General features: G+C 38.9%; 26 protein-coding genes. 16 read left to right on the top strand and 10 right to left on the bottom strand.

What is annotated here, in order from left to right:
- Positions 1-43: 43 nt before the first annotated feature.
- Together rnjA and ACXAEO_RS14870 are read right to left on the bottom strand one after the other, a co-directional pair.
- Positions 44-1,711, bottom strand: coding sequence for a ribonuclease J1 (gene rnjA / locus ACXAEO_RS14875; RefSeq protein WP_474882422.1), 1,668 nt, complete (start codon positions 1,709-1,711; stop codon positions 44-46).
- Between the two features lie 2 nt (positions 1,712-1,713).
- Positions 1,714-1,926 carry a DNA-dependent RNA polymerase subunit epsilon gene (locus ACXAEO_RS14870; protein ID WP_474882419.1) on the bottom strand — a complete coding sequence of 71 codons (213 nt, stop codon included), beginning with the start codon at positions 1,924-1,926 and terminating at the stop codon, positions 1,714-1,716.
- 893 nt (positions 1,927-2,819) lie between these two features.
- Here ACXAEO_RS14870 and ACXAEO_RS14865 point away from each other — a divergent pair.
- The 3 genes from ACXAEO_RS14865 to ACXAEO_RS14855 all read left to right on the top strand — a co-directional run bounded on the left by ACXAEO_RS14865 (position 2,820) and on the right by ACXAEO_RS14855 (position 5,514).
- Positions 2,820-3,740: a DMT family transporter gene (locus ACXAEO_RS14865; protein ID WP_474882417.1), complete on the top strand. Its 921-nt coding sequence runs from the start codon at positions 2,820-2,822 to the stop codon at positions 3,738-3,740.
- 5 nt (positions 3,741-3,745) lie between these two features.
- Complete coding sequence (locus tag ACXAEO_RS14860) at positions 3,746-4,525, top strand: Cof-type HAD-IIB family hydrolase (RefSeq protein ID WP_474882414.1); 780 nt, start codon at positions 3,746-3,748, stop codon at positions 4,523-4,525.
- Positions 4,526-4,704: 179 nt separating this feature from the next.
- Positions 4,705-5,514, top strand: a complete 810-nt coding sequence (locus tag ACXAEO_RS14855) for an alpha/beta hydrolase (protein ID WP_474882412.1) — start codon at positions 4,705-4,707, stop codon at positions 5,512-5,514.
- Between the two features lie 83 nt (positions 5,515-5,597).
- Here the strand turns inward: ACXAEO_RS14855 and def are convergent, their stop codons facing one another.
- Positions 5,598-6,152 (bottom strand): peptide deformylase, encoded by a 555-nt coding sequence (gene def, locus ACXAEO_RS14850; RefSeq protein WP_474882409.1) that lies wholly within the window; start codon positions 6,150-6,152, stop codon positions 5,598-5,600.
- Positions 6,153-6,270: 118 nt separating this feature from the next.
- On the bottom strand, positions 6,271-6,408 hold the full coding sequence (locus tag ACXAEO_RS14845) for a YjcZ family sporulation protein (RefSeq protein ID WP_474882407.1): 138 nt from the start codon (positions 6,406-6,408) through the stop codon (positions 6,271-6,273).
- A 190-nt stretch (positions 6,409-6,598) separates the two neighbouring features.
- Here ACXAEO_RS14845 and ACXAEO_RS14840 point away from each other — a divergent pair, with 190 nt between their 5' ends.
- The 5 genes from ACXAEO_RS14840 (at position 6,599) to lpdA (ending at position 12,910) form a co-directional block, all read left to right on the top strand.
- Positions 6,599-7,282 (top strand): YkyA family protein, encoded by a 684-nt coding sequence (locus tag ACXAEO_RS14840; RefSeq protein ID WP_474882405.1) that lies wholly within the window; start codon positions 6,599-6,601, stop codon positions 7,280-7,282.
- 581 nt (positions 7,283-7,863) lie between these two features.
- Positions 7,864-8,979: a pyruvate dehydrogenase (acetyl-transferring) E1 component subunit alpha gene (gene pdhA, locus ACXAEO_RS14835; RefSeq protein ID WP_474882402.1), complete on the top strand. Its 1,116-nt coding sequence runs from the start codon at positions 7,864-7,866 to the stop codon at positions 8,977-8,979.
- A gap of 3 nt (positions 8,980-8,982) precedes the next feature.
- Positions 8,983-9,960, top strand: coding sequence for an alpha-ketoacid dehydrogenase subunit beta (locus tag ACXAEO_RS14830; protein WP_474882400.1), 978 nt, complete (start codon positions 8,983-8,985; stop codon positions 9,958-9,960).
- A gap of 180 nt (positions 9,961-10,140) precedes the next feature.
- Positions 10,141-11,493, top strand: a complete 1,353-nt coding sequence (locus ACXAEO_RS14825; protein WP_474882398.1) for a dihydrolipoamide acetyltransferase family protein — start codon at positions 10,141-10,143, stop codon at positions 11,491-11,493.
- 4 nt (positions 11,494-11,497) lie between these two features.
- Positions 11,498-12,910, top strand: coding sequence for a dihydrolipoyl dehydrogenase (lpdA, locus tag ACXAEO_RS14820; RefSeq protein ID WP_474882396.1), 1,413 nt, complete (start codon positions 11,498-11,500; stop codon positions 12,908-12,910).
- A gap of 83 nt (positions 12,911-12,993) precedes the next feature.
- On the opposite strand, the gene ACXAEO_RS14815 is transcribed toward lpdA, so the two are convergent.
- Positions 12,994-13,365 carry a hypothetical protein gene (locus ACXAEO_RS14815; RefSeq protein WP_474882393.1) on the bottom strand — a complete coding sequence of 124 codons (372 nt, stop codon included), beginning with the start codon at positions 13,363-13,365 and terminating at the stop codon, positions 12,994-12,996.
- Between the two features lie 327 nt (positions 13,366-13,692).
- On the opposite strand from ACXAEO_RS14815, the gene ACXAEO_RS14810 reads away from it, so the two are divergent.
- A complete protein-coding gene (locus ACXAEO_RS14810) occupies positions 13,693-13,965 on the top strand; it encodes a hypothetical protein (protein WP_474882391.1) in 273 nt (90 codons plus the stop codon).
- A 90-nt stretch (positions 13,966-14,055) separates the two neighbouring features.
- On the opposite strand, the gene ACXAEO_RS14805 is transcribed toward ACXAEO_RS14810, so the two are convergent.
- Positions 14,056-15,564 (bottom strand): glycine betaine uptake BCCT transporter, encoded by a 1,509-nt coding sequence (locus ACXAEO_RS14805; RefSeq protein WP_474884183.1) that lies wholly within the window; start codon positions 15,562-15,564, stop codon positions 14,056-14,058.
- A 262-nt stretch (positions 15,565-15,826) separates the two neighbouring features.
- On the opposite strand from ACXAEO_RS14805, the gene ACXAEO_RS14800 reads away from it, so the two are divergent.
- On the top strand, positions 15,827-16,870 hold the full coding sequence (locus ACXAEO_RS14800; protein WP_474882389.1) for a M23 family metallopeptidase: 1,044 nt from the start codon (positions 15,827-15,829) through the stop codon (positions 16,868-16,870).
- A gap of 87 nt (positions 16,871-16,957) precedes the next feature.
- Here the strand turns inward: ACXAEO_RS14800 and ACXAEO_RS14795 are convergent, their stop codons facing one another.
- Positions 16,958-17,389 (bottom strand): DUF1885 family protein, encoded by a 432-nt coding sequence (locus ACXAEO_RS14795; RefSeq protein WP_474882387.1) that lies wholly within the window; start codon positions 17,387-17,389, stop codon positions 16,958-16,960.
- Positions 17,390-17,604: 215 nt separating this feature from the next.
- Between ACXAEO_RS14795 and ACXAEO_RS14790 the strand changes: the two genes are divergently transcribed.
- Complete coding sequence (locus ACXAEO_RS14790; RefSeq protein WP_474882385.1) at positions 17,605-17,904, top strand: DUF3055 domain-containing protein; 300 nt, start codon at positions 17,605-17,607, stop codon at positions 17,902-17,904.
- 266 nt (positions 17,905-18,170) lie between these two features.
- Complete coding sequence (locus ACXAEO_RS14785) at positions 18,171-18,293, top strand: GapA-binding peptide SR1P (protein ID WP_474882383.1); 123 nt, start codon at positions 18,171-18,173, stop codon at positions 18,291-18,293.
- 126 nt (positions 18,294-18,419) lie between these two features.
- On the opposite strand, the gene ACXAEO_RS14780 is transcribed toward ACXAEO_RS14785, so the two are convergent.
- Positions 18,420-19,895 (bottom strand): aminotransferase class I/II-fold pyridoxal phosphate-dependent enzyme, encoded by a 1,476-nt coding sequence (locus ACXAEO_RS14780; protein WP_474882381.1) that lies wholly within the window; start codon positions 19,893-19,895, stop codon positions 18,420-18,422.
- A 498-nt stretch (positions 19,896-20,393) separates the two neighbouring features.
- Between ACXAEO_RS14780 and ACXAEO_RS14775 the strand changes: the two genes are divergently transcribed.
- Positions 20,394-20,663, top strand: coding sequence for a UPF0223 family protein (locus tag ACXAEO_RS14775; RefSeq protein WP_474882379.1), 270 nt, complete (start codon positions 20,394-20,396; stop codon positions 20,661-20,663).
- Positions 20,664-20,875: 212 nt separating this feature from the next.
- Here ACXAEO_RS14775 and ACXAEO_RS14770 read toward each other — a convergent pair whose 3' ends face one another.
- Positions 20,876-21,508, bottom strand: a complete 633-nt coding sequence (locus tag ACXAEO_RS14770; RefSeq protein ID WP_474882377.1) for a YktB family protein — start codon at positions 21,506-21,508, stop codon at positions 20,876-20,878.
- Between the two features lie 220 nt (positions 21,509-21,728).
- On the opposite strand from ACXAEO_RS14770, the gene ACXAEO_RS14765 reads away from it, so the two are divergent.
- From ACXAEO_RS14765 to ACXAEO_RS14755, 3 genes are all read left to right on the top strand, one after another.
- Positions 21,729-21,923 (top strand): hypothetical protein, encoded by a 195-nt coding sequence (locus tag ACXAEO_RS14765; RefSeq protein ID WP_474882375.1) that lies wholly within the window; start codon positions 21,729-21,731, stop codon positions 21,921-21,923.
- 146 nt (positions 21,924-22,069) lie between these two features.
- A complete protein-coding gene (locus ACXAEO_RS14760; RefSeq protein WP_474882373.1) occupies positions 22,070-22,873 on the top strand; it encodes an inositol monophosphatase family protein in 804 nt (267 codons plus the stop codon).
- Positions 22,870-23,331 carry a GNAT family N-acetyltransferase gene (locus ACXAEO_RS14755; protein WP_474882371.1) on the top strand — a complete coding sequence of 154 codons (462 nt, stop codon included), beginning with the start codon at positions 22,870-22,872 and terminating at the stop codon, positions 23,329-23,331. The genes ACXAEO_RS14760 and ACXAEO_RS14755 overlap by 4 nt, the downstream gene beginning before the upstream one ends.
- 157 nt (positions 23,332-23,488) lie before the next feature.
- Here ACXAEO_RS14755 and ACXAEO_RS14750 read toward each other — a convergent pair whose 3' ends face one another.
- Positions 23,489-23,674, bottom strand: a complete 186-nt coding sequence (locus ACXAEO_RS14750; RefSeq protein ID WP_474882369.1) for a YlaF family protein — start codon at positions 23,672-23,674, stop codon at positions 23,489-23,491.
- Positions 23,675-23,682 lie beyond the last annotated feature (8 nt).

Genomic DNA, 23,682 nt, shown 5'->3' with positions numbered 1-23,682 from the left:
GAAGGGATCCGTCTTTTTGATAAAGATCTTTTATTCATAATTTTTATACTTCCATAATGATTGGTAAAATCATTGGACGGCGTTTCGTTTTTTCATATAAGAAAGGTGCCAACGTATCTGTAATTTCATTTTTAATTTCAGACCATTGTGTTGTGCGTCTTTCCATAACTTTATTTAGATGCTTTGTAATAAGCGTTTGAGCGTCGTTAATCAGGTCGCCAGATTCGCGCATATATACAAATCCACGTGAGATAATGTCTGGACCCGCTGCAATTTTGAAGTCTTTCATGTTAATGCTTACGACCACAATCACTAACCCTTCTTCTGACAAAATGCGTCGGTCACGAAGAACGATGTTCCCGATATCGCCAATGCCATTTCCGTCAATGTAGACAGACCCTGAAGGGATTTTGCCACTTACACCAACTTCGTCATCGCCAAGTGCCAATACCTCACCGTTGTCCATGATGAAGCAATTTTCTTCTGGAACACCGCAATCAACAGCTAGTTTAGCATGCATTTTTTGCATGCGGTATTCACCGTGAATTGGCATGAAGTATTGTGGCTTCATAAGGCGAATCATTAGTTTTTGTTCTTCTTGTCCACCATGTCCGGATGTGTGGATATCGCTTAAAGTACCGTGAATAACATCGGCACCCGCGCGGTAAAGCATGTTGATTGTACGGCTTACGCTGACTGTATTTCCTGGGATTGGAGAGGACGAGAAGACCACTGTGTCACCAGGGATAATTTGAATTTGACGATGAGTGCCGTTTGCAATACGTGACAATGCTGCCATCGGCTCTCCTTGGCTTCCTGTACATAAAATCGTGACTTTATTAGCAGGAAGGCGATTGATTTGTGATGCTTCTATAAAGGTATCCTTCGGGCAGCGAATGTAACCTAAATCTTGTCCAATCTCAATCGCTGCTTCCATACTGCGTCCGAATACCGCGATTTTACGATTGTACATTACAGCTGCTTCAATAACTTGCTGAAGGCGGTGAATGTTAGAGGCAAACGTAGCGAAAATGATTCGTCCGTCCACTTTTCGGAAAATATCATGAATGCTTTCGCCAACTCGACGTTCAGACATGGTGAAGTGTGGTACTTCACTGTTTGTGCTGTCCGAAAGCAAGCAAAGAACGCCTTCTTTTCCGATCTCAGCCATTTTTGTTAAGTTTGCCGGCTCTCCTACAGGTGTGAAATCAAATTTGAAATCGCCTGTATGCACAATTTGGCCATTCGGCGTTTTTACGACAACACCATAAGAATCTGGGATACTATGTGTTGTACGGAAGAACGTAACGGACGTTTTACGGAATTTAATGATGTCGTCTTCTTTAATTTCAATTAACTTTGCTTTGCGTAAAAGGCCATGTTCTTCGAGTTTATTGCGAATTAATCCAAGAGCTAATTTTCCACCGTAAACTGGAATATTTAACTCTCTTAATAAATAAGGGATTCCTCCGATATGGTCTTCATGGCCGTGAGTGATAAAAAGGCCGCGAATTTTATCTTCATTTTTGACCAAATATGTGTAATCGGGAATCACATAATCAATTCCGAGCAACTCATCTTCTGGAAATTTAATTCCGGCATCAATTAAAATAATTTCGTCTTGAAATTGTACAGCATACGTGTTTTTACCGATTTCGCCAAGACCGCCTAGGGCAAACACGGCTGTTTGGTTATTTTTTACAAATTTCATGTTTATCCAATCTCCAATACGTTAAAATCTTCACTCTGTTGTTCATATTCTAAAAATGCACCTTTAAGGGGTTGAACAAACTCAATGTTGATTGGGCGCGATTTCAATTTTAGACGAACATCACGTTCCGCTTCCCCTGTGACATAAAGTACCTTTGTTTTTTCACGCACCGGCACTTCGTAGATGCTTTCTTGATAATAAACTTTAAAAATCATAATAATTCTCTCCTTACTACCGAAATTCAAGTAACTTTTTATATTATATTATAAAATGGTTATGTATTTCATGTATTTTCTACTAAGAAACGTCACCTTTCACATATTTTAGTCACCTAACCAAAACAAGTCAATGCAGGAAAGCTGATAATATCCATATTTAAACTTGAAAATAACGATATGGTGAAAGGGGCAGCGCTTTATTTTTGTGAAAAAGCTTTCACTAAAGAATACCATAATAATACCGGAATGTGGTCCCTTTTTGCAAAACAGTGGAGTTACGCAACGATCTTTCGTGTGGCTGTTTAGCATGACCGCCGCTTGACATGTAATGCTTGAGGGAAGCGGCACTTGCTTTTTTCCGTTCTTGCCGACTTGAAACTCCAACATTTATTAGGAACGTCAGATGAGTCTTAACGACTGCAGGAAATGGTTGTTTTCCTGCTTTATAGATGGTTCTACCTCAAAATTTTTATCGGGACTGATATGTCATAATAATCTTTTTTACGTAACTGACTGAAAAAGATAATTTTCAGTCAGCCTTTTTTTCATTATGCGATTGTTTTCTTTCGAAGAAGTTCATTCCAGCGATTTAATAATTTTTTTCTTAAACGTTTCAGCAAGACAATCTCAACTCCTTATTGAAATGCTGTCTCTGTATGTTTTGTATTTTTAGTATGTGTTGATAGTGAAAAAAATTTCGTGGTTATATTTGGAATGTGTACGAAGAGGAATTATCACTTTTTTATACAAAAGAAGGAGACTTCCTGTTGAATATAGATATTATTAATTTGACAATATTTTGTATTTTTTATACATTTTAGGGGGATTCGTGTTATCTTTCCCACTTCAAAAAGTTTCAGTCTAAAACATATGATAGAAGGGAAAAGCAAATGGGGAAACTTTACGGTGCTTTATTACTATTGAGTACAATTTGGGGAATGTCCTTTTTATTTATTAAGTTACTATTAGGTGAAATGAGTCCCGTCGGGTTAGTGTTTTGGCGTTGCTTATTTGGAGCGGCAACCCTGTTGCTCCTTATTTTAGTCAAACGAGAACGGATTTCGTTCAACAGTATTCCTTTCATTCCAGTATTTTTTGTTGGCTTATTTAATAATGCTCTTCCGTTTTTATTCATTTCTTATAGTGAATTGAGTATTACAAGCAGCATGGCATCTATGCTTAATGCAACGACTCCTATTTTTACAGTATTGATTGGCTTTTTCTTTTTTGCTCAAACTTTGTATAAGGCGCAGTGGTTAGGGATTATAACAGGATTTGTTGGGATTGTCCTTTTAGTAGATGTTAATTTTAGTGATTTGCTGAATCAAAATATCCAAGGGGCTGTAGGGATGCTCGGGGCCGCTTTTTGCTATGGATTAGGTGCGCAGCTCTCAAAACGCTATCTGCACAACATGAGCGTTACGTATACCTCGTTTAGTACACTGACGGTTGCTTCGCTTGTGACATTTATGCTTTTATTAGTAACAAACCCGTCAGAACTCGTTTTCTCGTATTCTTCTACAGCAATTTTGTCTTTAGGCGGGTTAGGGATTCTTGGTTCAGGCATTGCTTATTTGTTATACTATTTTATGGTGAAAGAAGGAGGCCCAGATTTTGCCGCGATTGTCACGTATATCGTCCCAGGTATGGCCATTATGTGGGGATATATATTGCTTGAGGAAGCTGTGACAGGGCAAATGTTGTTTGGACTACTATTTATTTTATTCGGTATTTATTTAGCCTCACGGGCAAAAAGGCTTTCTTCATCAAGAGGTATGGTATTTAGAAGAAAACACACAATGAGCAGGTGATGAAAATGGAAAAGCGTAGTATGATTTTTTTTGATATTGACGGGACATTATTGAATCATGATAAGAATCTTCCTACTTCTACAAAACAAGCGATTGAAGCATTAAAAGAAGCTGGACATGAGGTGGCGATTGCGACGGGGCGTGCACCGTTCATGTTTCCTGAGCTACGGGAAGAACTTGGAATTAACTCGTTTATTAGTTTTAACGGACAATACGTCGTCCTAAACGATGAGGTTATTTATAAAAATCCGTTAAACACTGAAGTGTTAATGTCTTTAACTGAGACGGCGGTTCAAAGTGGGCACCCTCTTGTCTATATGGATCATGAATCAATGAAGGCAACAGTTGAACATCATTCGCATATTGAAGAAAGCTTAGGGGCACTAAAATTTACTCACCCTGAGCTTGATCCTCACTATTTTAAAGAAAGGGAAATTTATCAGTCCCTTTTATTTTGTACAGGTGGGGAAGAAACACCGTATAAGGATGAGTTTAAAGATTTCCATTTCATCCGCTGGCATGAGTACTCTACAGATGTACTTCCATTTGGCGGGTCTAAAGCCCGAGGGATTGAAAAGGCGATTGAAAAGCTTGGATTCACAAAAGATCAAGTGTATGCATTTGGCGACGGGTTAAATGATATTGAAATGCTACAATATGTAGGAAATGGAATTGCAATGGGCAATGCCCACGATTCCGTTAAAAAGGTTGCCAAGTATGTGACGAAAAATGTAGATGAAGACGGCATTTTACATGGGTTGGAACTTGTGGGACTGTTAAAATAATAGCCAAAACAGGTAGTTAAATATGTATCAATAATTTTCAATCAACGCGGGGATGAAACTTTAGTTCAAAGGTTTCATCCCTTTTTGACAAGAGAGAAAATAAACGGAAAAGTGGAACATAAAACTGTAGGTGAAGCTGGGTGAGAGCAATCTTTTTTATCATTTTTTTCCTGGGAGTGATGATTTTTTTCTTTCAAATGGAAAAAGGAGAAGTAAAGAGGCAAAAGGAGAAGCCGGTTTTAGTCATTCATGGCTTTCGGGGAACAGAGCAATCGATGGCGGGCATGCTGAAACGATTTGAGTCCAATAAGCAAGGCATACACGTAGCAACATGTAGAGTTGATAAAAACGGAATATTGAAGTGGGAGAGAGCTAAAAGACCAGCATCAGGTTCTATGCCGCTTACGCATGTCATTTTTGAAGAGAATACGGCTAGTCTAGAGAAACAAGGGAAATGGCTAGCACAAATTGCTGCCGTAGTGGGACAGGAATATCAAACAGAGCAGATTGCAATCCTTGCTCATAGTATGGGCGGTCTTGCTGCTTTAAAGTATATAACGGACTATTCATCGCAGGCTTTCTACCCTGATGTAGAAAAGCTGGTGACACTCGGTACCCCTGTCGTGGGCCTGAATATCAGTCACCTTGTAGAACAATATCCGAAAGCGAAGGAAGCGATGAATACCCCTGCAGCAAAAGATTTGCGTGAAGGGTCTTATGCATTACAGCGCCTTCATGAGAAGTTGAGGCATTTAAACGAATACAACGTTCGTATTTTCTCTATTGCTGGTTATTCGGAGCAAATGGGAGACGAAAGAGGAGATGGCTCGGTAACGGAAAAGAGTGCTTTATATTTACGGGAATTTTCTCCAAATGTGAAAACTGCTTCGTTTCCGCTAACTCACTTTCATTTGCATGAAAGCAGCGATGTCGATCAAGCTGTTTATTTATTCATCAACAAGGATAAAGAAGAAAAGGACCCATCCTGAACATTTAGGGTTCAGTGATAGGTCCTTTCAGGAAAAATCGTTCTCGGCCTGCTCAGCACGAGAAAGCTGACCTTTATCAGATGTTATCGATCAAATGGTTCGGCATCTGTCGGTGGCTGAAATGGATTTTCCTCATTGATGTGATCATAAAACATAATGCCGTTTAAATGATCAATTTCATGTTGAAATACGATAGCAGGTAAGCCTTTTAAGCGCAGTTTCACATCTTCTCCATCTAAAGTAGTCCCGGTGACGGTGACGCGTGAATAGCGGGGGACGTATCCTGGTACGTCACGATCAACAGAGAGACATCCCTCTCCGCCTGAAAGGTATGTTTTTTCCACAGAGTGACTAACGATTTTCGGGTTGAATAATGCGTAGCTGTAAAGCGTCCCTTTTTCATCTGTAACGTGCACCGCAATCATTCTTTTTGGTACATTTATTTGAGGTGCTGCTAAACCAATTCCAGGTCGTAATCCATATTTCTCAGCTATTTCAGGATTTTGACTATTTATGACGTATTCGATCATGTTTTGAAGGATTTCTTTATTTTCAACAGAAGCCGGTAATGGCACTTCCTCTGCTTTCTCCCGTAATGTCGGGTGACCTTCTTTAATAATATCTTTCATTGTAATCATTATTTAAACCTCCTATACAAACGAGCGCATATAAAATTAGTCTAACAAAACCATATGTAAAAGTCATTATGAAAGCAATGATGAGAAGACGAAAGCGATCCGGAAGGACCGCTTTCGTTTAGCAAACAACTGCTCCGATAATGATAAGCAGAATGAAAAGAACAACGATTAATACAAAGCTGTTACCACATGTGTTGGCTCCGTATCCGTACCCGCAATCATACCCATACCCACAATCATATCCGTACCCGTACATACGATGTACCTCCTTATTCAAATATCTTCCTGTATTTGCTGCGAATCATACAGGCTAATATACAGTATGTTGCAAGCGGATTTTTTGTGAAGAGAAAAACGTATAATAAGCGATGAATTACAGATAAAAGCCCCTATTTTTCTATTTTTATAGTATAATGTTTAACATAAATAAGGGAGGCTTTTGTATTGTGCAGTACGTAAATAAAATGAAGAAAATCAGTTTGTTAATCACCATTGTATTTGGGTTGACGGCTTGTGCCGACTCTACGCCTCAAATTGACATTTATAAAGCATTGGAAGCCGTAGTAACATCGGAAAAACAGTTTTCCAAGCAGCAAGAGCCGCTAGTAGAGCTGGAAAAGAATGAAAAGCAAAAATATGATGAGATTATTTCACTTGGAATGAAAGAACATAAACAGATTCAGCGTCTTGCAGAGGAAGCATTAGAGATTGTGGACGAACGAGAAGAACGCATGGATGAAGAAAAAAAGAGCATGGACGCTTCAAAAGAAAAGTTTCAAGAAGCAGTGGAGCTAATGGAGAAGCTTGAGGAAGAACCGTACAAAAAAGAAGCAGAGTCCCTCATTGCTCTTATGAACAAACGTTATGGCAGCTATGATGCCCTTCATCAAAAATATGAAAAAGCGATTGAACTAGACCGTGAATTGTATGAAATGTTCAAGCAAGAGGACGTTAAGCTAGAGGAACTGGAAAAGCAAATTACAGACATCAACAAAACATACGAACAAATTATAGAAGCAAATGAAGAGTTTAACGATTTGACAAAGCAATATAACGATATGAAGAGTGCCTTATACAAAAAAGCGGGACTCGAAGTCGTAAAAGATGATCAAAAAAAGTCTGAGCAATAAATGCAAGGACTTTTTTTGTTGGACTTTTTGACGTAGGATAACGGATGCGATCGTTTCTAACAATCATCAGCTATAGAATTGGATAGAACCATGAAGTGAAAGGTCAGGTGGGAAATTCCATTTGTACAGCAAGAAGTAATGGGGCAGAAAAAAAGAAAGGGTTATTATAAAACATATAGTACAGAAACTGTAGTTGTATTAGTACAGAGAGGGAATTGTATATTTTTTGCAAGGCGCTTTCAAAATAAAAAGAAATATTGATGCAAAAGCGTTGACGAACCATTTTGGAATGGTGTAAACTAATCGTTGAAATGAGAAGGTGTATTAATCGTTTTTATACGACAATTAATACAGATTCTTTTTAATAGGATTTTCAGAAACATTCCTTTTACTGAGATGTTTTCTATGGAATCGTCAGGGAATACATAATGTGTAGTCCAAAATCGGCTCCTTTTTTAAATGCTAGCTAATAAAAGTATGACTTTTAATAATTTAAATTGGTTATTCTAATCAATGTATGTTTAAGTATGGCTAGCAACAAGAAATTACCCAACCGCAAATGAAAGGAAGAGGTGACTTAGATGGCTGCTAAAACGAAAAAAGCTATTGTTGATGTAAAGAAGCAATTTGATAAAATTGCAGAGCAGTTCCAAACATTCCAAATTTTAAATGAAGAGGGCGAAGTTGTTAACGAAGCAGCAATGCCTGACTTAAGTGATGATCAATTAAAAGAATTAATGCGCCGCATGGTGTACACTCGTATCCTTGACCAACGTTCAATTTCATTAAACCGTCAAGGTCGTTTAGGTTTCTACGCACCAACTGCTGGACAAGAAGCATCTCAAATTGCTTCACACTTTGCTTTAGAAAAAGAAGACTTCGTATTACCTGGTTACCGTGATGTACCACAATTAATTTGGCACGGTCTTCCATTATACCAAGCATTCTTATTCTCTCGCGGACATTTCCACGGAAATCAATTCCCGGCTGATATGAATGCACTTTCTCCACAAATTATTATCGGTGCTCAATACATCCAAACAGCGGGTGTAGCATTAGGTATCAAAAAACGCGGTGAAAAATCAGTTGCAATTACGTACACTGGTGACGGTGGAGCGTCTCAAGGTGATTTCTACGAAGGTATCAACTTTGCAGGTGCGTTCAAAGCTCCAGCAATTTTCATCGTTCAAAACAACCGTTTTGCGATTTCTACTCCAGTTGAAAAACAATCTGCAGCACGTACAATTGCTCAAAAAGCAGTTGCAGCAGGTATCCCTGGTATCCAAGTAGACGGTATGGATCCATTAGCAGTTTATGCAGCGGTTCGTGAAGCTCGTGAGCGCGCAGTAAACGGTGAAGGTCCTACATTAATCGAAACATTAACATTCCGTTACGGTCCACATACAATGGCTGGTGATGACCCAACTCGTTACCGTGCAAAAGAAGAAGAAAACGAGTGGGAAAAGAAAGATCCGCTTGTACGTTTCCGCAAGTTCTTAGAAGCAAAAGGCATCTGGAACGAAGAAGAAGAAAACAAAGCGATCGAGCAAGCTAAAGAAGATATTAAAGAAGCAATCAAAAAAGCTGACGAACAACCAAAACAAAAAGTAACAGATTTAATGGCTAACATGTATGAAACAATGCCTTATAACTTACAAGAACAATTTGAAATCTACAAAGAGAAGGAGTCGAAGTAAGCCATGGCGCAAATGACAATGATTCAAGCAATCACTGATGCGTTACGCACAGAATTAAAAAATGATCCTAACGTACTACTCTTCGGAGAAGACGTTGGTGTGAACGGCGGAGTATTCCGTGCAACTGAAGGCTTGCAAGCTGAATTCGGTGAAGATCGTGTATTCGATACACCTCTTGCTGAATCAGGTATCGGTGGTCTTGCAATCGGTCTAGGCTTAAAAGGCTTCCGTCCGGTTCCTGAAATCCAATTCTTCGGTTTCGTTTACGAAGTAATTGACTCTATTTCCGGTCAATTAGCACGTATGCGCTACCGTTCTGGCGGTCGTTGGACTGCTCCTGTCACAATTCGTTCTCCATTCGGAGGCGGTGTTCACACACCAGAACTTCATGCTGACAGCTTAGAGCTTTTAATGACTTCTCAGCCTGGTCTGAAGGTTGTTATCCCTTCAACACCATATGACGCAAAAGGTCTTTTAATTTCTGCAATCCGTGATAACGATCCGGTTGTATACTTAGAGCACATGAAACTTTACCGTTCTTTCCGTCAAGAAGTTCCTGAAGGAGAGTACACAATTGAAATCGGTAAAGCAGATGTAAAGCGTGAAGGTACAGATCTTTCTATCTTCGCTTACGGTGCAATGGTACACGCTTCATTAAAAGCAGCGGAAGAGTTAGAAAAAGAAGGTCACTCTGTAGAAGTTGTTGACTTACGTACTGTTCAACCATTAGATATTGAAGCAATCATTGCTTCTGTTGAAAAAACTGGACGAGCAATCGTTGTTCAAGAAGCTCAAAAACAAGCTGGTATTGCAGCAAATGTTGTTGCTGAAATCAACGACCGTGCGATTCTTAGCCTTGAAGCACCAGTATTACGTGTAACTGCACCTGATACAGTATTCCCGTTCTCAGAAGCTGAAAGCGTATGGTTACCAAACCATAAAGACATCGTGGAAACTGCGAAAAAAGTATTATCATTCTAATGTAGTTTTCTACCCTCCATATGGAGGGTAGAAAACTAATGTACTTCCTTTTTAGCAAGTGCATTCAAACGTTTATTCTTAATCATCTGCAAAAGGAGGACAATCATGGTTTTCTTTTGCAGACTTTTATAAAACCAAGTCAGTATATGACTGGAACGAATTTTTAGGAGGTTGAATCTCGTGGCAACTGAAGTAGGCGCGTTATTTGAATTCAAACTACCAGATATCGGTGAAGGTATCCATGAAGGCGAAATCGTAAAATGGTTTGTTAAACCTGGTGATGAAGTTGGAGAAGATGATGTACTTGCAGAAGTACAAAATGATAAAGCGGTTGTAGAAATTCCTTCCCCAGTTAAAGGAAAAGTATTAGAATTAAAAGTGGATGAAGGTACAGTTGCAACTGTTGGTCAAGTTATCGTAACGTTCGATGCACCTGGTTATGAAAACTTAAAATTCAAAGGTGACCATGAAGAGGAAGCACCAGCAGCTGAAGCAAAAGCAGAAGCTCCGGCAGCAGCACCAGTTGCTGAAACAGTGCAAGAAGCGAAAGCAGAAGCACCAGCAGCAAGTGCAGCTCCTCAAGTAGCAGTAGACCCTAACCGCAAAGTAGTAGCAATGCCATCTGTACGTAAATATGCTCGTGAAAAAGGCGTTGATATTAAAGCTGTTCCTGGTTCTGGTAAAAACGGCCGCATTACAAAAGCGGACATTGACAGCTTCTTAGCTGGCGGTGTACAAACAACTCAAGCAGATGCAACAGCACCTGTTAAAGAAGAAGCTCAAGCAGAAACTCCAAAAGCTGCAGCAGCAACAGTTGTACCAGAAGGAGAGTTCCCAGAAACTCGCGAGAAAATGAGCGGAATTCGCCGTGCAATCGCAAAAGCAATGGTTAACTCTAAGCATACTGCACCACATGTTACGTTAATGGATGAAATTGATGTAACAAAACTTGTAGCACATCGTAAGAAATTCAAAGACATTGCGGCTGAACAAGGCATTAAGTTAACTTTCTTACCATATGTGGTAAAAGCGTTAACGTCTGCTCTTCAAAAGTACCCAGTGTTTAACACATCAATCGATGATGCAACAGACGAAGTGATTCATAAGCATTACTACAACATCGGTATTGCGGCTGACACTGAAAAAGGCTTGCTTGTACCAGTTGTAAAAAATGCTGACCGTAAATCTGTCTTCTCAATTTCTAATGAAATTAACGAACTTGCAACAAAAGCTCGTGAAGGCAAATTAGCTCCAGCAGAAATGAAAGGTGCTTCTTGCACAATCACAAATATCGGTTCTGCAGGCGGTCAATGGTTCACTCCAGTTATCAACCATCCTGAAGTAGCGATCTTAGGTATTGGCCGTATTGCTGAAAAAGCGATTGTTCGTGACGGCGAGATCGTCATTGCTCCAGTATTGGCATTATCATTAAGCTTTGATCACCGCATGATTGATGGTGCAACAGCTCAAAACGCTCTTAACCACATTAAGCGTTTATTGAACGATCCAGAATTATTATTAATGGAGGCGTAATGTAATGGTAGTAGGAGATTTCCCAATCGAAGTAGATACTCTTGTCATCGGCGCAGGCCCTGGCGGATATGTTGCAGCAATCCGTGCAGCTCAATTAGGACAAAAAGTAACAGTTGTTGAAAAAGGAACTGTTGGAGGCGTATGCTTAAACGTTGGATGTATTCCTTCTAAAGCATTAATCTCAGCAGGTCACCGTTACGAAAATGCAAAACATTCCGAAGATATGGGGATTAAAGCAGAAAACGTAACAGTTGATTTTTCAAAAGTTCAAGAGTTCAAAAATGGCGTAGTTAAGAAACTTACTGGCGGTGTTGCAGGCCTTCTTAAAGGAAACAAAGTAGACGTTGTATCAGGTGAAGCTTACTTTGTAGATGCAAACACTGTACGTGTAATGGATGAAAACTCTGCCCAAACATATAAATTCAATAATGCAATTATTGCTACAGGATCTCGTCCAATCGAAATCCCTGGTTTCAAATTCTCTAAACGCGTACTTGATTCTACTGGTGCGTTAGCATTACAAGAAGTACCGAAGAAAATGGTTGTCATCGGTGCAGGCTATATCGGTACGGAGCTTGGAACTGCTTATGCAAACTTCGGTACAGAAGTAACATTTGTTGAAGCTGGCGATGAAATTTTAGCTGGTTTTGAAAAACAAATGAGTGCAATTGTAAAACGTAACTTAAAGAACAAAGGAAACGTTGAAATCTTCACGAAAGCAATGGCTAAAGGTGTAGAAGAAACTGCTGATGGCGTAACCGTAACATTTGAAGTAGGCGGAGAAACGAAAACTGTTGATGCAGATTATGTACTTGTAACAGTTGGTCGTCGTCCAAATACTGATGAAATGGGCCTAGAGCAAGTTGGTGTTAAGATGACTGACCGCGGTGTAGTTGAAATTGACCAACAATGCCGTACAAGCGTTTCTAACATCTATGCAATTGGTGATATCGTTGCAGGCCCTCCTTTAGCACATAAAGCTTCTTATGAAGCTAAAATTGCTGCTGAAGCAATTAGCGGTCATGCAGCTGAGATTGACTACTTAGCAATTCCTGCAGTTGTATTCTCAGAGCCAGAACTTGCATCTGTTGGATACACTGAAGCACAAGCAAAAGAAGAAGGTATTGAAGTAACAGCGGCGAAGTTCCCATTTGCGGCAAACGGACGCGCTCTTGCACTTAATACATCAGACGGCTTCTTAAAGCTTGTAGCTCGTAAAGAAGATGGCGTATTAATCGGTGGACAAATTGCTGGTGCCAATGCTTCTGACATGATTGCTGAAATTGGTCTTGCTATTGAAGCGGGTATGACAGCAGAAGATGTCGCAATGACAATCCATGCTCACCCAACTCTTGGTGAAATTACAATGGAAGCAGCTGAAGTTGTGATTGGAAGTCCAATTCACATCGTAAAATAAGGAACCACATACAAAAAAGCTGGAGAATCACTCTCCAGCTTTTTTGTATGTATAAAACACAAAATCATGCAGTTCCTGACACCTTATTTTGTGTTTAAGGTTCGTTTTAATTGTTCTGTAATTTGTTGTTTCGAAAGAGTTCCTTCAATTTGAGCAATCACTTGATTATTTTCAATCATAAGTAAAGCTGGGCAGTGCTGAAGCTCAATATAGTGATTATTAAGTTGAATAGATGAGTCATGAATGATTTTAATATTTTTTAATTCTTCAGGAAATTCTGCTCGCAAATCTAATATAGCATCATAATATAGCTCTTCTGCTTTTATGTTTTTATCATTAGAAAATAATAATATTTGTTTTTCAATGGACTCAATCATAATGCTTTCTTTGGTAGGACTGTTGCAGCTTGTCAGTATCATCATCGTTAAAAAGATGGAGGACAATTTAGTGGCCATGCAAGTCACTTCTTTCCATGAATGTTTGAGTTCCTATTTATCAGGTATGTAGCTTTTGCTAGTAAGAAGTTATACGAAGATTCTCTTTCTATTCTATCATGGGCTTTCCCAAATATTGTCGCTGTTAAACATTTGTTACAAAAATGAAAAATAAGTTGAATCTTAAAGCATATCTATAATAAGGACAAGCGAGAATCATTTGTATATATGAATTCCTTTAGAAAGCTCGACATGACGAAAGAGGGGGCATGCTAAATTTTCTAGATCTTTGAGGGGAAGCTCAAGTGTTCTACAATGCTTCTTCATTAAATAAAGATGTGCCGAATTATGAAAGCGAGCTTATACAGAAAAGAGGGGATGACCATTAAAGTTGTTTTATGGATGATTCAATTTCTCATCTGGACTGGTTATGTAATGGTTGAGCATTTCTCTCACCGAGATGAATCGTTAGCAAAGCTCATTCTGTTTTTTATATTTTTTTACTTAGCGTACATTACGGCACAATATATGGTTCACAGACGAAAAAAAGCCGCAGTGATTACGATTTATTCTTTATTTATTTTTGTCTGCATTGAACAAATTATTAAATGGTACTATTGATGAAGCTTGTTTTAAAAGTCCTGTAATGCCAAAAAAAGCGGTAGTCTGAATGAATTCATTTCAGACTACCGCTTTTAGTTAACTAGAGTTTTAATAATGTTTTTTTATTTTTTCTTCTTTTAATGATTTAAACAATGATAGGGCCGTTAAAATAAGCACAATTGAAAACGGGAACGCTGCAATAATGGATGCTGTTTGTAAAGAGCCTAACCCTCCTGTGTATAGAAGAATAGCCGCAATTGCTGATTGAGCGATTCCCCATACGAACTTTACCATATTTGGAGGATTTAATAATCCGCCTGTCGTTTGCATCCCTAGTACGAAGGTAGCTGAGTCAGCCGATGTGATAAAGAACGTAGCGATTAAGAAAATCGCAATAACAGACATAAATGTGCCTAACGGGAATTGCTCTAATACGTAAAATAAAGCAACCTCAGAGCCTTTTTCGGCAATGACATCCATCACAGGAATGTTTTCAAAGCGATCTAAGTAAACGGCAGAACCGCCAAAGGTCGAAAACCATAAAGCGCCAAAAATGGTTGGGACAGCTAGTACCCCTATTAAAAATTCTCGTATCGTTCGGCCTTTGGAAATGCGTGCAATAAATGTTCCTACGAATGGAGCCCAGGCAATCCACCATGCCCAGTAAAAAATAGTCCAGTCTTGAACCCACGTATTTTGCTCAAATGGGCTTAAGCGGAAGCTCATAGAAGGAAGGTTCTGTAAATAAGAACCAATCGTTGTCACGAATAAGTCCATAATGAAGTTTGTTTTGCTCGCAAACAGTAAAAAGAGCATAAGTGAAATCGCAAGCACAACGTTTGAGTTACTCAAATATTTAATCCCTTTATTTAGTCCCGTTTGAGCGGAAAGCATAAATAAAATTGTTACAACGGCGATAATAATCAACTGTGTGTTAATATTGTTTGGGACAGAAGGAACGAGATGTGAAATTCCTCCGCTAATTTGAATAGCCCCAAGGCCTAAAGATGTAGCGACACCAAAAATTGTGGCAAATACAGCGATAAAGTCAATAATAATTCCTAATGTTCCATCTACGCGATCTCCTAATACAGGACGTAAAATCCGGCTAATGACAAGCGGCGAGCCTTTGCGGAATTGAAAATAGGCAAGCCCTAATGCCAAGACTGAATAAATGGCCCATGGATGGAATCCCCAGTGGAAAAAGGAATAGCGAAATGCCATGCGTGCAGATTCGTTCGTTTCTCCAGTTCCCATTGGCGGTGTATAGTAGTGGTACATTGGTTCAGATACACCCCAAAACACTAACCCAATTCCCATTCCTGCGCTAAAAAGCATAGCGAACCATGTTAAATAACTATATTGTGGTTCATCATCATCTTTTCCGAGTTTAATATTTCCGTATTTAGAAAATACAAGGAATAAAGTAAAAAATAAAAACATGCTTGCTGCCAGCAAGTAATACCAACCAAATTTTTCAATGATAAAAGAATGGATACTGCCTGTTACTTTCGTGATGTGGGCTGGACCCATCATCGATTCCGGGAGAATCCCCCAAATAATAAATAAAAATGTTACGATGAATGAAACAGTAAAGACTTTCGTTGTTTTCTGCATCATCAAACTCCCTTCAAGTTTACTCTAGTATTGTGTGTTCACTTTGAACTGGTTGATATGCGCAATTAAAGTCGGAAAAGAGAATGGAACATGTACGAACGTGGAGTGCGCAAGTGAAAAAACGAGGAATATAAAGACAAAATCACATAAACCACCTATTAATGATAGTATAAGTGTTTCCTTGTGTCAAAAATTTTACAAATGATTGATTAGTTTACCACTCACCTGTCGATACTTGAATAAGAAAGCGAGGAGGACAAAGGTGAGACTAATAGGCTTGTCAGCAACAATCATTATTATTATTGCATCTTTTACTTTGTGGGGACCAGAGTCTCCTCAGGAACAAGAGTCCCTTCCTATTCGTGATGAACGCATAGTTCTTCCGGCATTAGTAGAAGAGAGCGAGCTATATATAGAAGCGGAGCTGTTAGCCGAACAATTGAATGGGCATATGGCACTCGAAAGTATTGACCGGGCATTAAGTTTAACAATAGATCAGCAACATTTTTTCTTTATCGAAGGAGTTCCTGTCGTAGATCACAATGGCCATTATAAGCCGATAAGGAACAATGATTTTTTTATAAAAGAAAAGAAAGCATATGTTGCTGCCTCTTGGCTTGAACATACTTTTCCAGCTCTCTTCTCAATTGAGAAAGGAGAAGTAAAAGTGACAGCAAAAGAAAAGCAAACAGAAGCTACGGCTGCTGTTCAAGCAACTACACATAATGAGCAGGAAGTGATTAAGCAGCTAGAGATGTTAGCATCTCCTCTGCAAGGAGTAGAGCCAGACCTTTATCCTTCACACCTTCCTGGTGCAAAACGTCTTTATCGAGGAGGCGTTCACGAAGGACTTGATTGGTATAGCTACTCAACAGGTGCTGTAATTAATGAGAAGACACCTGTATATGGGATGGGAGAGGGGAACGTTGTTAGAGTGGATCGAAAGTACGATGGCTATAAAACTGTGGCAGAAAGAGAACAAGATTTAGCTATTTGCCAACTTCATGGGAAAACCCCTCTTTATATACTTGATAAACTACGCGGAAGACAAGTATGGGTCCAATATGAAAATGGTGTGCAAGCCCGTTTTGCCCATTTGAGTAGTATATCAAACGACTTAGAAGTCGGAAGCAAAGTGACTAGTGATACGTTAATTGGATTTGTAGGGAATTCGGGTACGAGCGGAGAAGTGAAAAAAGATGGAACGGAAATGCATTTACATATTGATTTATTAGTAAAAGGGCGCTTGTTTTGGGAAGGGTTTACGAAAGAAGAAGTGACCAATATTATTCAGACAGTATTTTAAGTGGATGATGTTACAGAGGCTAAAAACTTTTCGAAGGAAAGGACCCGGTATGGAGCCGTTGATGGTGCCGGGTCCTTCATCTGCTTTTTATCTTTTGTAGAAGTACATAATTCGGCCGTTAAATAGATGAAGTTCCCCAGCTAGTTTTTTCGCTAAAAATTTGCAGAATTCATTTGCTTTCCCTTTATCTCCATTTGTTGCTCCATTAGGCAGAATAATTTCAATCCATGTTTCATTTAAAGGTTCGTTTTCATCGTTGTATCGTGTCTCTTTTTTGACTTGGACAATCAATGCATAATATTTGTCATGATTGCTTTTTAAATAAAACATGTTGTTTAACGTTCCTGTAACATCATGCATTTCATATGGAAAAGCGTAATGATCGTAGCTCCAGCTAAGCTGTTGCCCTGTTTTAGCCATAACCTCTTTATAATAACCGAACAATTGCTTGACTTCTTCCAGCGAAATGTCTTGTTGCAAAGAGTTTGGTTTCAGTTTTATACACGCGCTCTCCGCCATATTCATCCCTCCATCAGCTATATCGATTTTAGCCATTTTTTTCTGTAATTATAGTTTAGGAGTGAAAATTCCTGCTATGTGGACAAAAATATATACATGTATTATGCAAGTAAACAATCAAACTGTTCACAGATTGATTGTTTAGGCATATTGTAAGGATGCTGAAAATGAATTATAATAAAATTCAGACTACTTATCATAAAGGGAGGGTTCATATGGATTTGTTTGAAAAGTTATATGATGAAATGGAAGATGCTAAAGTTCGTTTTGTTGGCTTTACGACTACCGAAACACGCTATGACTTTGGCATTGTCTACACGAATATGTTCTTTGGTAAACCTCTTGTTATTTGCATGCAAACAGGCCGCTCTACTCTCCTCGATTCAAAAGATATTGAAGACTTAGATCATCTCCAAACTGTTTTCCGAATTCGTACAAAAGAAGAAGCTGCTGATTTGGCCGAGTTTTTCCGAGTTAGTATTCCAAATGCATCATTTGAGACACAATATGATTGAAAAAGGCAGGGAATTCCCGCCTTTTTTTTGTTTTATTTTACATAACAGCTCTTCTCAATTATTAGAAAGACTGGAATGTGTCATAAAGAAAACATTTTCGATAAATGAAGGATTTATTTAACGTTTTTTTTAAAATGTGTCATACTATTTTTAGGTTGACAAAGTAAATGTGTCATAATATTATAATAGTAGATAAAGAGTTAATCGCTTACATTTTGGGGAGTATCAATTTATATGATTAAACTCAAGCAAAGGGGAGTTTATAGATGGGAACTATCGTGTGTCAAACTTGCAATAACACAATTGATTATTTCGAAGATGAGAAAGTGACGACTTTATATGGAAAGTGTCATTGTTCAGATTGTGAACATGTAGAAAGTTTGGACTGATTTAAGGGGATAAGGGGATAAAGATAACGTTCTCGCTTTATGCGGGAATTTTTTTTATGAAAAAAGATGATGGAACTATGCGCAGTTCCATCATCTTTTTATTTTGTAGCTGTTTAGCTCGCTTTTTTATTTGATCGCACGGTGCTCTTTAATGACACGTAACGACTTTAATTCGTAGTCTTCTGCTCCTTGAACAGGAAGTCCCGCTTCTGAATTTGTTTTAATATAAGTTAAGTTGTCCTCTGTAATAATTTCACCAGGAATAAAAATAGGAATACCTGGTGGATACACCATAAGGAACTCTGCGATAATCCGACCAGCTGATTCTTCGAATGGCACCACTTCTGTTTCTGCATAAAAGGCATCTCTTGGTGTGAGAGCCAAGACGGGAATATCCGGTAACAAAACTGTCGGTACAGCAATATTGTCTGACTGAACTTTGAACTCTTTTGACAGCTCGCGAAGTGCATGTACGAGCTTACTCAAGTCATTTTCTGTATCGCCTGGAGTGACAATGCAAAGAATGTTGTAAAGGTCAGACATTTCAACTTCAATATTAAACTTTTCACGAAGCCACTTTTCTACATCATAGCCTGTAATTCCTAAATCTTTAACAGAAATAATTAGTTTTGTCGGATCCATTGCATATGTCGCCGCTGTCCCTAAAAGCTCGCGACCTGCACAACGGATATTTTCAATTTCATTAATTTGGGCTCTTGTTCTTTCTGCCAAATCAATCGTTTTCTCAATTAAGGCTCTACCCTCTATCGCTAAGCGTTTCCGAGCAGTATCTAACGAAGCGAGCAATAAATAAGAAGTAGAGGTTGTTGTAAGCATACTTAAAATCGCTTGAACACGTTTAGGCGACACAAGTCCTTCTCGTACATTTAAAACCGAACTTTGCGTCATCGATCCACCAAGTTTATGGACACTTGTCGCTGCCATATCAGCTCCTGCCTGCATAGCAGAGAGAGGAAGGTCTTCATGGAAGTGAATATGAACGCCATGTGCCTCGTCCACGAGAACAGGAATGTTGCGTGAGTGAGCGATTTCGACGATTTTTTGTAGGTCGCCTGCAATGCCAAAGTACGTTGGATTAATAACAAGTACTCCTTTTGCATCAGGATGTTGTTCTAGTGCCTTTTCGACGGATTCAGGAGTAATTCCATGTGAAATCCCAAGAACAGGATCAATTTCTGGATGAATGAATACAGGAGTAGCACCTGAAAATATAATGGCACTCATCACGGACTTATGGACATTTCGGGGAACTAAGATTTTATCTCCAGGCCCACAGACAGACATTACCATGGTCATAATGGCACCGCTTGTACCTTGAACAGAAAAAAAGGTATGGTCCGCACCAAATGCTTCAGCTGCTAAATCTTGTGCTTGTTTAATCATTCCTTTTGGCTGATGTAAATCATCAAGCGGGCCGATATTAATTAAATCTATGGAAAGGGCATTTTCACCAATGAATGATCGGAATTCAGGATCCATTCCATTTCCTTTTTTATGGCCGGGAATGTGGAATTGAGTAGGGTTTTTCTTTGCATGTTCAACTAGTCCAGTAAATAACGGAGTTTCAAATTGTGAAGACAACTTTGCTATCCACCTCTTTATCTTTTCTTATTTTTTGTACTTATATGGGATGCCGAACGACACATCATCTCGGCATAGGATCTCAATCAGTTATCGCTATTAAAGCAGTCTGCGTTCTTATTCTTTGATTGAAAGGGCAAGATATTCTTGTAGTCATCCCGTTTCGTTCCTTTTTTAATAAGAGACACAAATTGCGTTAGCTTCAAGGATTGTATAGTTATTTGCTGAGAAACAAATGAATTATAGCATCTATTGAGTACTTTGCAAAGAAAATTTTGCATATATATGAAGCCGTATAAATAATTGAACAAGAATGTACATCTATGTGTTCATTGAAGTGTGGAAACAAGCCCTTGTCAATAGGTTTAAATATGATACAGTAGTGATGAAATGATTAGTTCGTCGGCACGATGATAATCAAGGTGAAGTAATTGGTGGATATGCTAATTACGACAATAAACGTTTAATACATATTGTATAGAAGATGGAGGATTTAATATGGAGTATCAATATCCAATTTTGGTTGACTGGAGCACAGAGGAAATTGTTGATGTGATTAATTTTTTCGGGAAAATTGAACAAGCTTATGAAAAAGGGGTCGAGCGAGAGGAGTTAATGTCTGCATATCGTCGCTTTAAAGAAATTGTTCCAAGCAAGTCCGAGGAAAAGAAACTTGACCATGAATTCACAGAAATTAGCGGCTACTCCATTTACCGAACGATTAAGGCGGCAAAAGATGTTTCAACAGGTACCGTTGTTAAAATGTAGACAAGCATTGATGGTATCATAACAGTAGACATACTAGTGTCTGTTTCGCTAAAAGAACATTTTTCATATGTCTTGATTTTCGTTGTGATTCATTTTAAGGAGTGATCTAAAAAGAGGGTGTTTTCCGCTTTTTAAATCACTCCTTGTCTTTTTTTGGCATCAATTATCATACAAATCAAATTTGAGAATAAACTAAATATACACTTAATCTTTTAGGAAGAGGCTTGAGCTAATTTGTAAAGCGGGAGCAATGTATGAAACGTATTTTCAATTGTAGACAGCCACGCTTCCTCATTCATCGCAACTGCTTCAGCTGCTGGAATATGAACTCCACATAAAATCTCTGATTTTTTGACAGTTTTCAATCGTGTAAAGAGCTCCTGCAAGTCTTCCATCTTTAAATCGGCCATCGCTAAAGCTCCAGGTTGTGTATGGTCTTTTGACCAAACAAAATGAGAAGGAATGATGCGTTCGACTTCTTCAGTATGATCAAGAAGAGTGTTGCCAAAGGATTCTTTAATAGGTGCTTCGTAAATGACCGCAAATGAGATGAAAACATGTGTATCCCATAAGCCAATTTGGAAATGAGGGAGCATTTTATATCCCCTTTTATTCGCAGCAAACGCGACCCATGTATCTTTAGGGGGATTTTTTGTACGACGCGCATGTTTTGCTACGTGGTAAAACATCTCATCTCCCGTAAGGACTGAAAGAGAAGGGGCAAACTGTTCGCCAAGCCATTCTAATTTTGGACGAATGGTGGCTTTTATTCCTTCCATCCGGTCGTCTAATCCCTCAATGTGAAATACGTTAAAATCTTCTTGTGAAAATCCTGTAAACTGCATATGTTTCCTCCATGTGAAAATGAGTATAGGTACTAATATGTATGATTAGCACAAAAGTTCAAAGTTTGTCAAATGAAGGATACTTTTCGTTTTCTTCATAGGTAAACACACAATTTTGTTACATGTCGAAGGGAGGATTCATAGAATACAGTAAAATATCTGAAAATTAAAACTCTTAAAAACTCTATCTAGGAATAATGTGAGAGGAGGTTCACTTCTAATGAAACAAGTGGTCAATATGTATAAGAAGTTGGACGGTCAAAAAAGGCTTGCGGTGATTCGATTAGAAATGGATTATGAATTGGCGACTTTATATGATGCGATGGTGGAAAAGAATGAAAAAAAGAAAACAGAATGCAAGCAGAAGCTTGAGCGACTGCGTCAAGAAATGATAAAGCTACAAAGCGTGAAATAGTGTGGCATTGTGGGCAGGTATCACATACCGCGAACCTTACAAAGGGTTCGTTTTTTCTGTGAGTGTGAATACTTGATTTACGAGCCTTGTTTTTTTAAGCTTAGTTTACATACTTCATTAAAACCTGAAAGGGGTTTTTTTAAATCATGAAACATAATTGGGAGCAAATTGATACATATGCAAAACAGTGGATAAAAGAAGCGGGTGCACTAATTAAAAATTCATTTAGTAAAGAGCTCCTCATTCAAACGAAATCCAATCCTAATGACCTTGTGACAAATATGGACCAAGAAGTGGAACGTTTTCTCATTGGAAAAATTCGTTCGACGTTTCCAACTCATCGAATTCTAGGCGAAGAGGGGTTTGGTGAAGAGCTTGATTCACAGGAAGGGGTTATTTGGGTCATTGATCCGATTGATGGTACGATGAATTTCGTTCATCAGCAACGTAATTTTGCCATTTCCATCGGGATTTACGAAAGCGGGGAAGGAAAAGTCGGCTTGATTTATGATGTTGTACACGACGAGTTATACCACGCCTTCAAAGGGAAAGGTGCTTATATGAATGATATTAAACTTCCTGACCTTGAGCCGGTAGAAGTAAAAGAAGCAGTCATTGGCTTGAATTCTACATGGGTTACGCCAAATTTGCGAATTGACCGAGAAGTGTTAACCCCACTTGTACGCCATGTTCGAGGCACACGCTCGTATGGTTCCGCAGCAATTGAAATGGCGTATGTCGCATCCGGTCGTATTGATGCTTATATTACACTACGACTAGCACCTTGGGATTTTGCTGGAGGGAAAATTCTCGTGGAAGAGGTTGGAGGAACCGCTACGACGCTTGATGGCGAGCCACTCAATATTTTAACGAAAAGTAGTGTATTGATTGCTAAGCCAGGTCTCCATGATGCGATATTAAATGATTATGTAAAAAAGGGTGAATCATGACGCTTTTCTGCAAGCCTTATAACGCCGCATATGAGTTCGTTTTCAAACAGCTGATTCAAGACAGCCCTTCATGGCAAAAGGAAGAATGTTCGATTTCTGAATTGCACACATATATGCAAAAGTATGAAATGATGAATGGGCAGTGGGATGTTTGGTTTAAGAATGAGCAGCCGATTGGTATTACCTTTACGGTGGATTGGGCGCCCTCTAACGAGAAACCTTGGATTGGAACCATTTTAGTCGATGGACAAGCTCGAAGGCAAGGGTATGGAAAAAACATTGTAGAGGCGATTGCGGACAGTTATAAAAAAGAAGGAAATGATGCCCTTTTTACCGCTGTTCCTTTGGAACGTACAAAGTGGATGCAATTTTTCGCCGCGTGCGGTTTTGAGCAATTTAAGGTAGAAGAAAACGAACAAAACGCACCATATATGATGATGGTTCGTCCACTTTCATAAAGAGGTCTGTTATAAAAGCTTCGTTGTTGGGGACTAGAAGGTGTACTTTGCCATCTAGTCCCCTTATTGATCCTGCATTCACAGGCAGTATGGGCCCCGCGTTGTGATTGGGGAAGGGTAAGCGGAGGGAGAATGTCCCACAGTATGTAAGCTTCCTTTATAATTCTCCTCGTTCCCGCATCTTTTTCTTTGTTGAAAAACCAAAGCCCATGATGATAAATAAAACGATAATGGATAAAATAATGCCGATGATGCTTTTTTCACCAATAAACACGCCAATTGCCATGATAGACGAAGCGGCTAAAATGGAGTAAATAAGAAAAATCCATTTGAATTCTTTCATCAATTGTC

Source organism: Bacillus sp. ABA4_010, from assembly GCF_056159105.1.
This window is presented reverse-complemented; position numbering and strand designations above follow the sequence as displayed.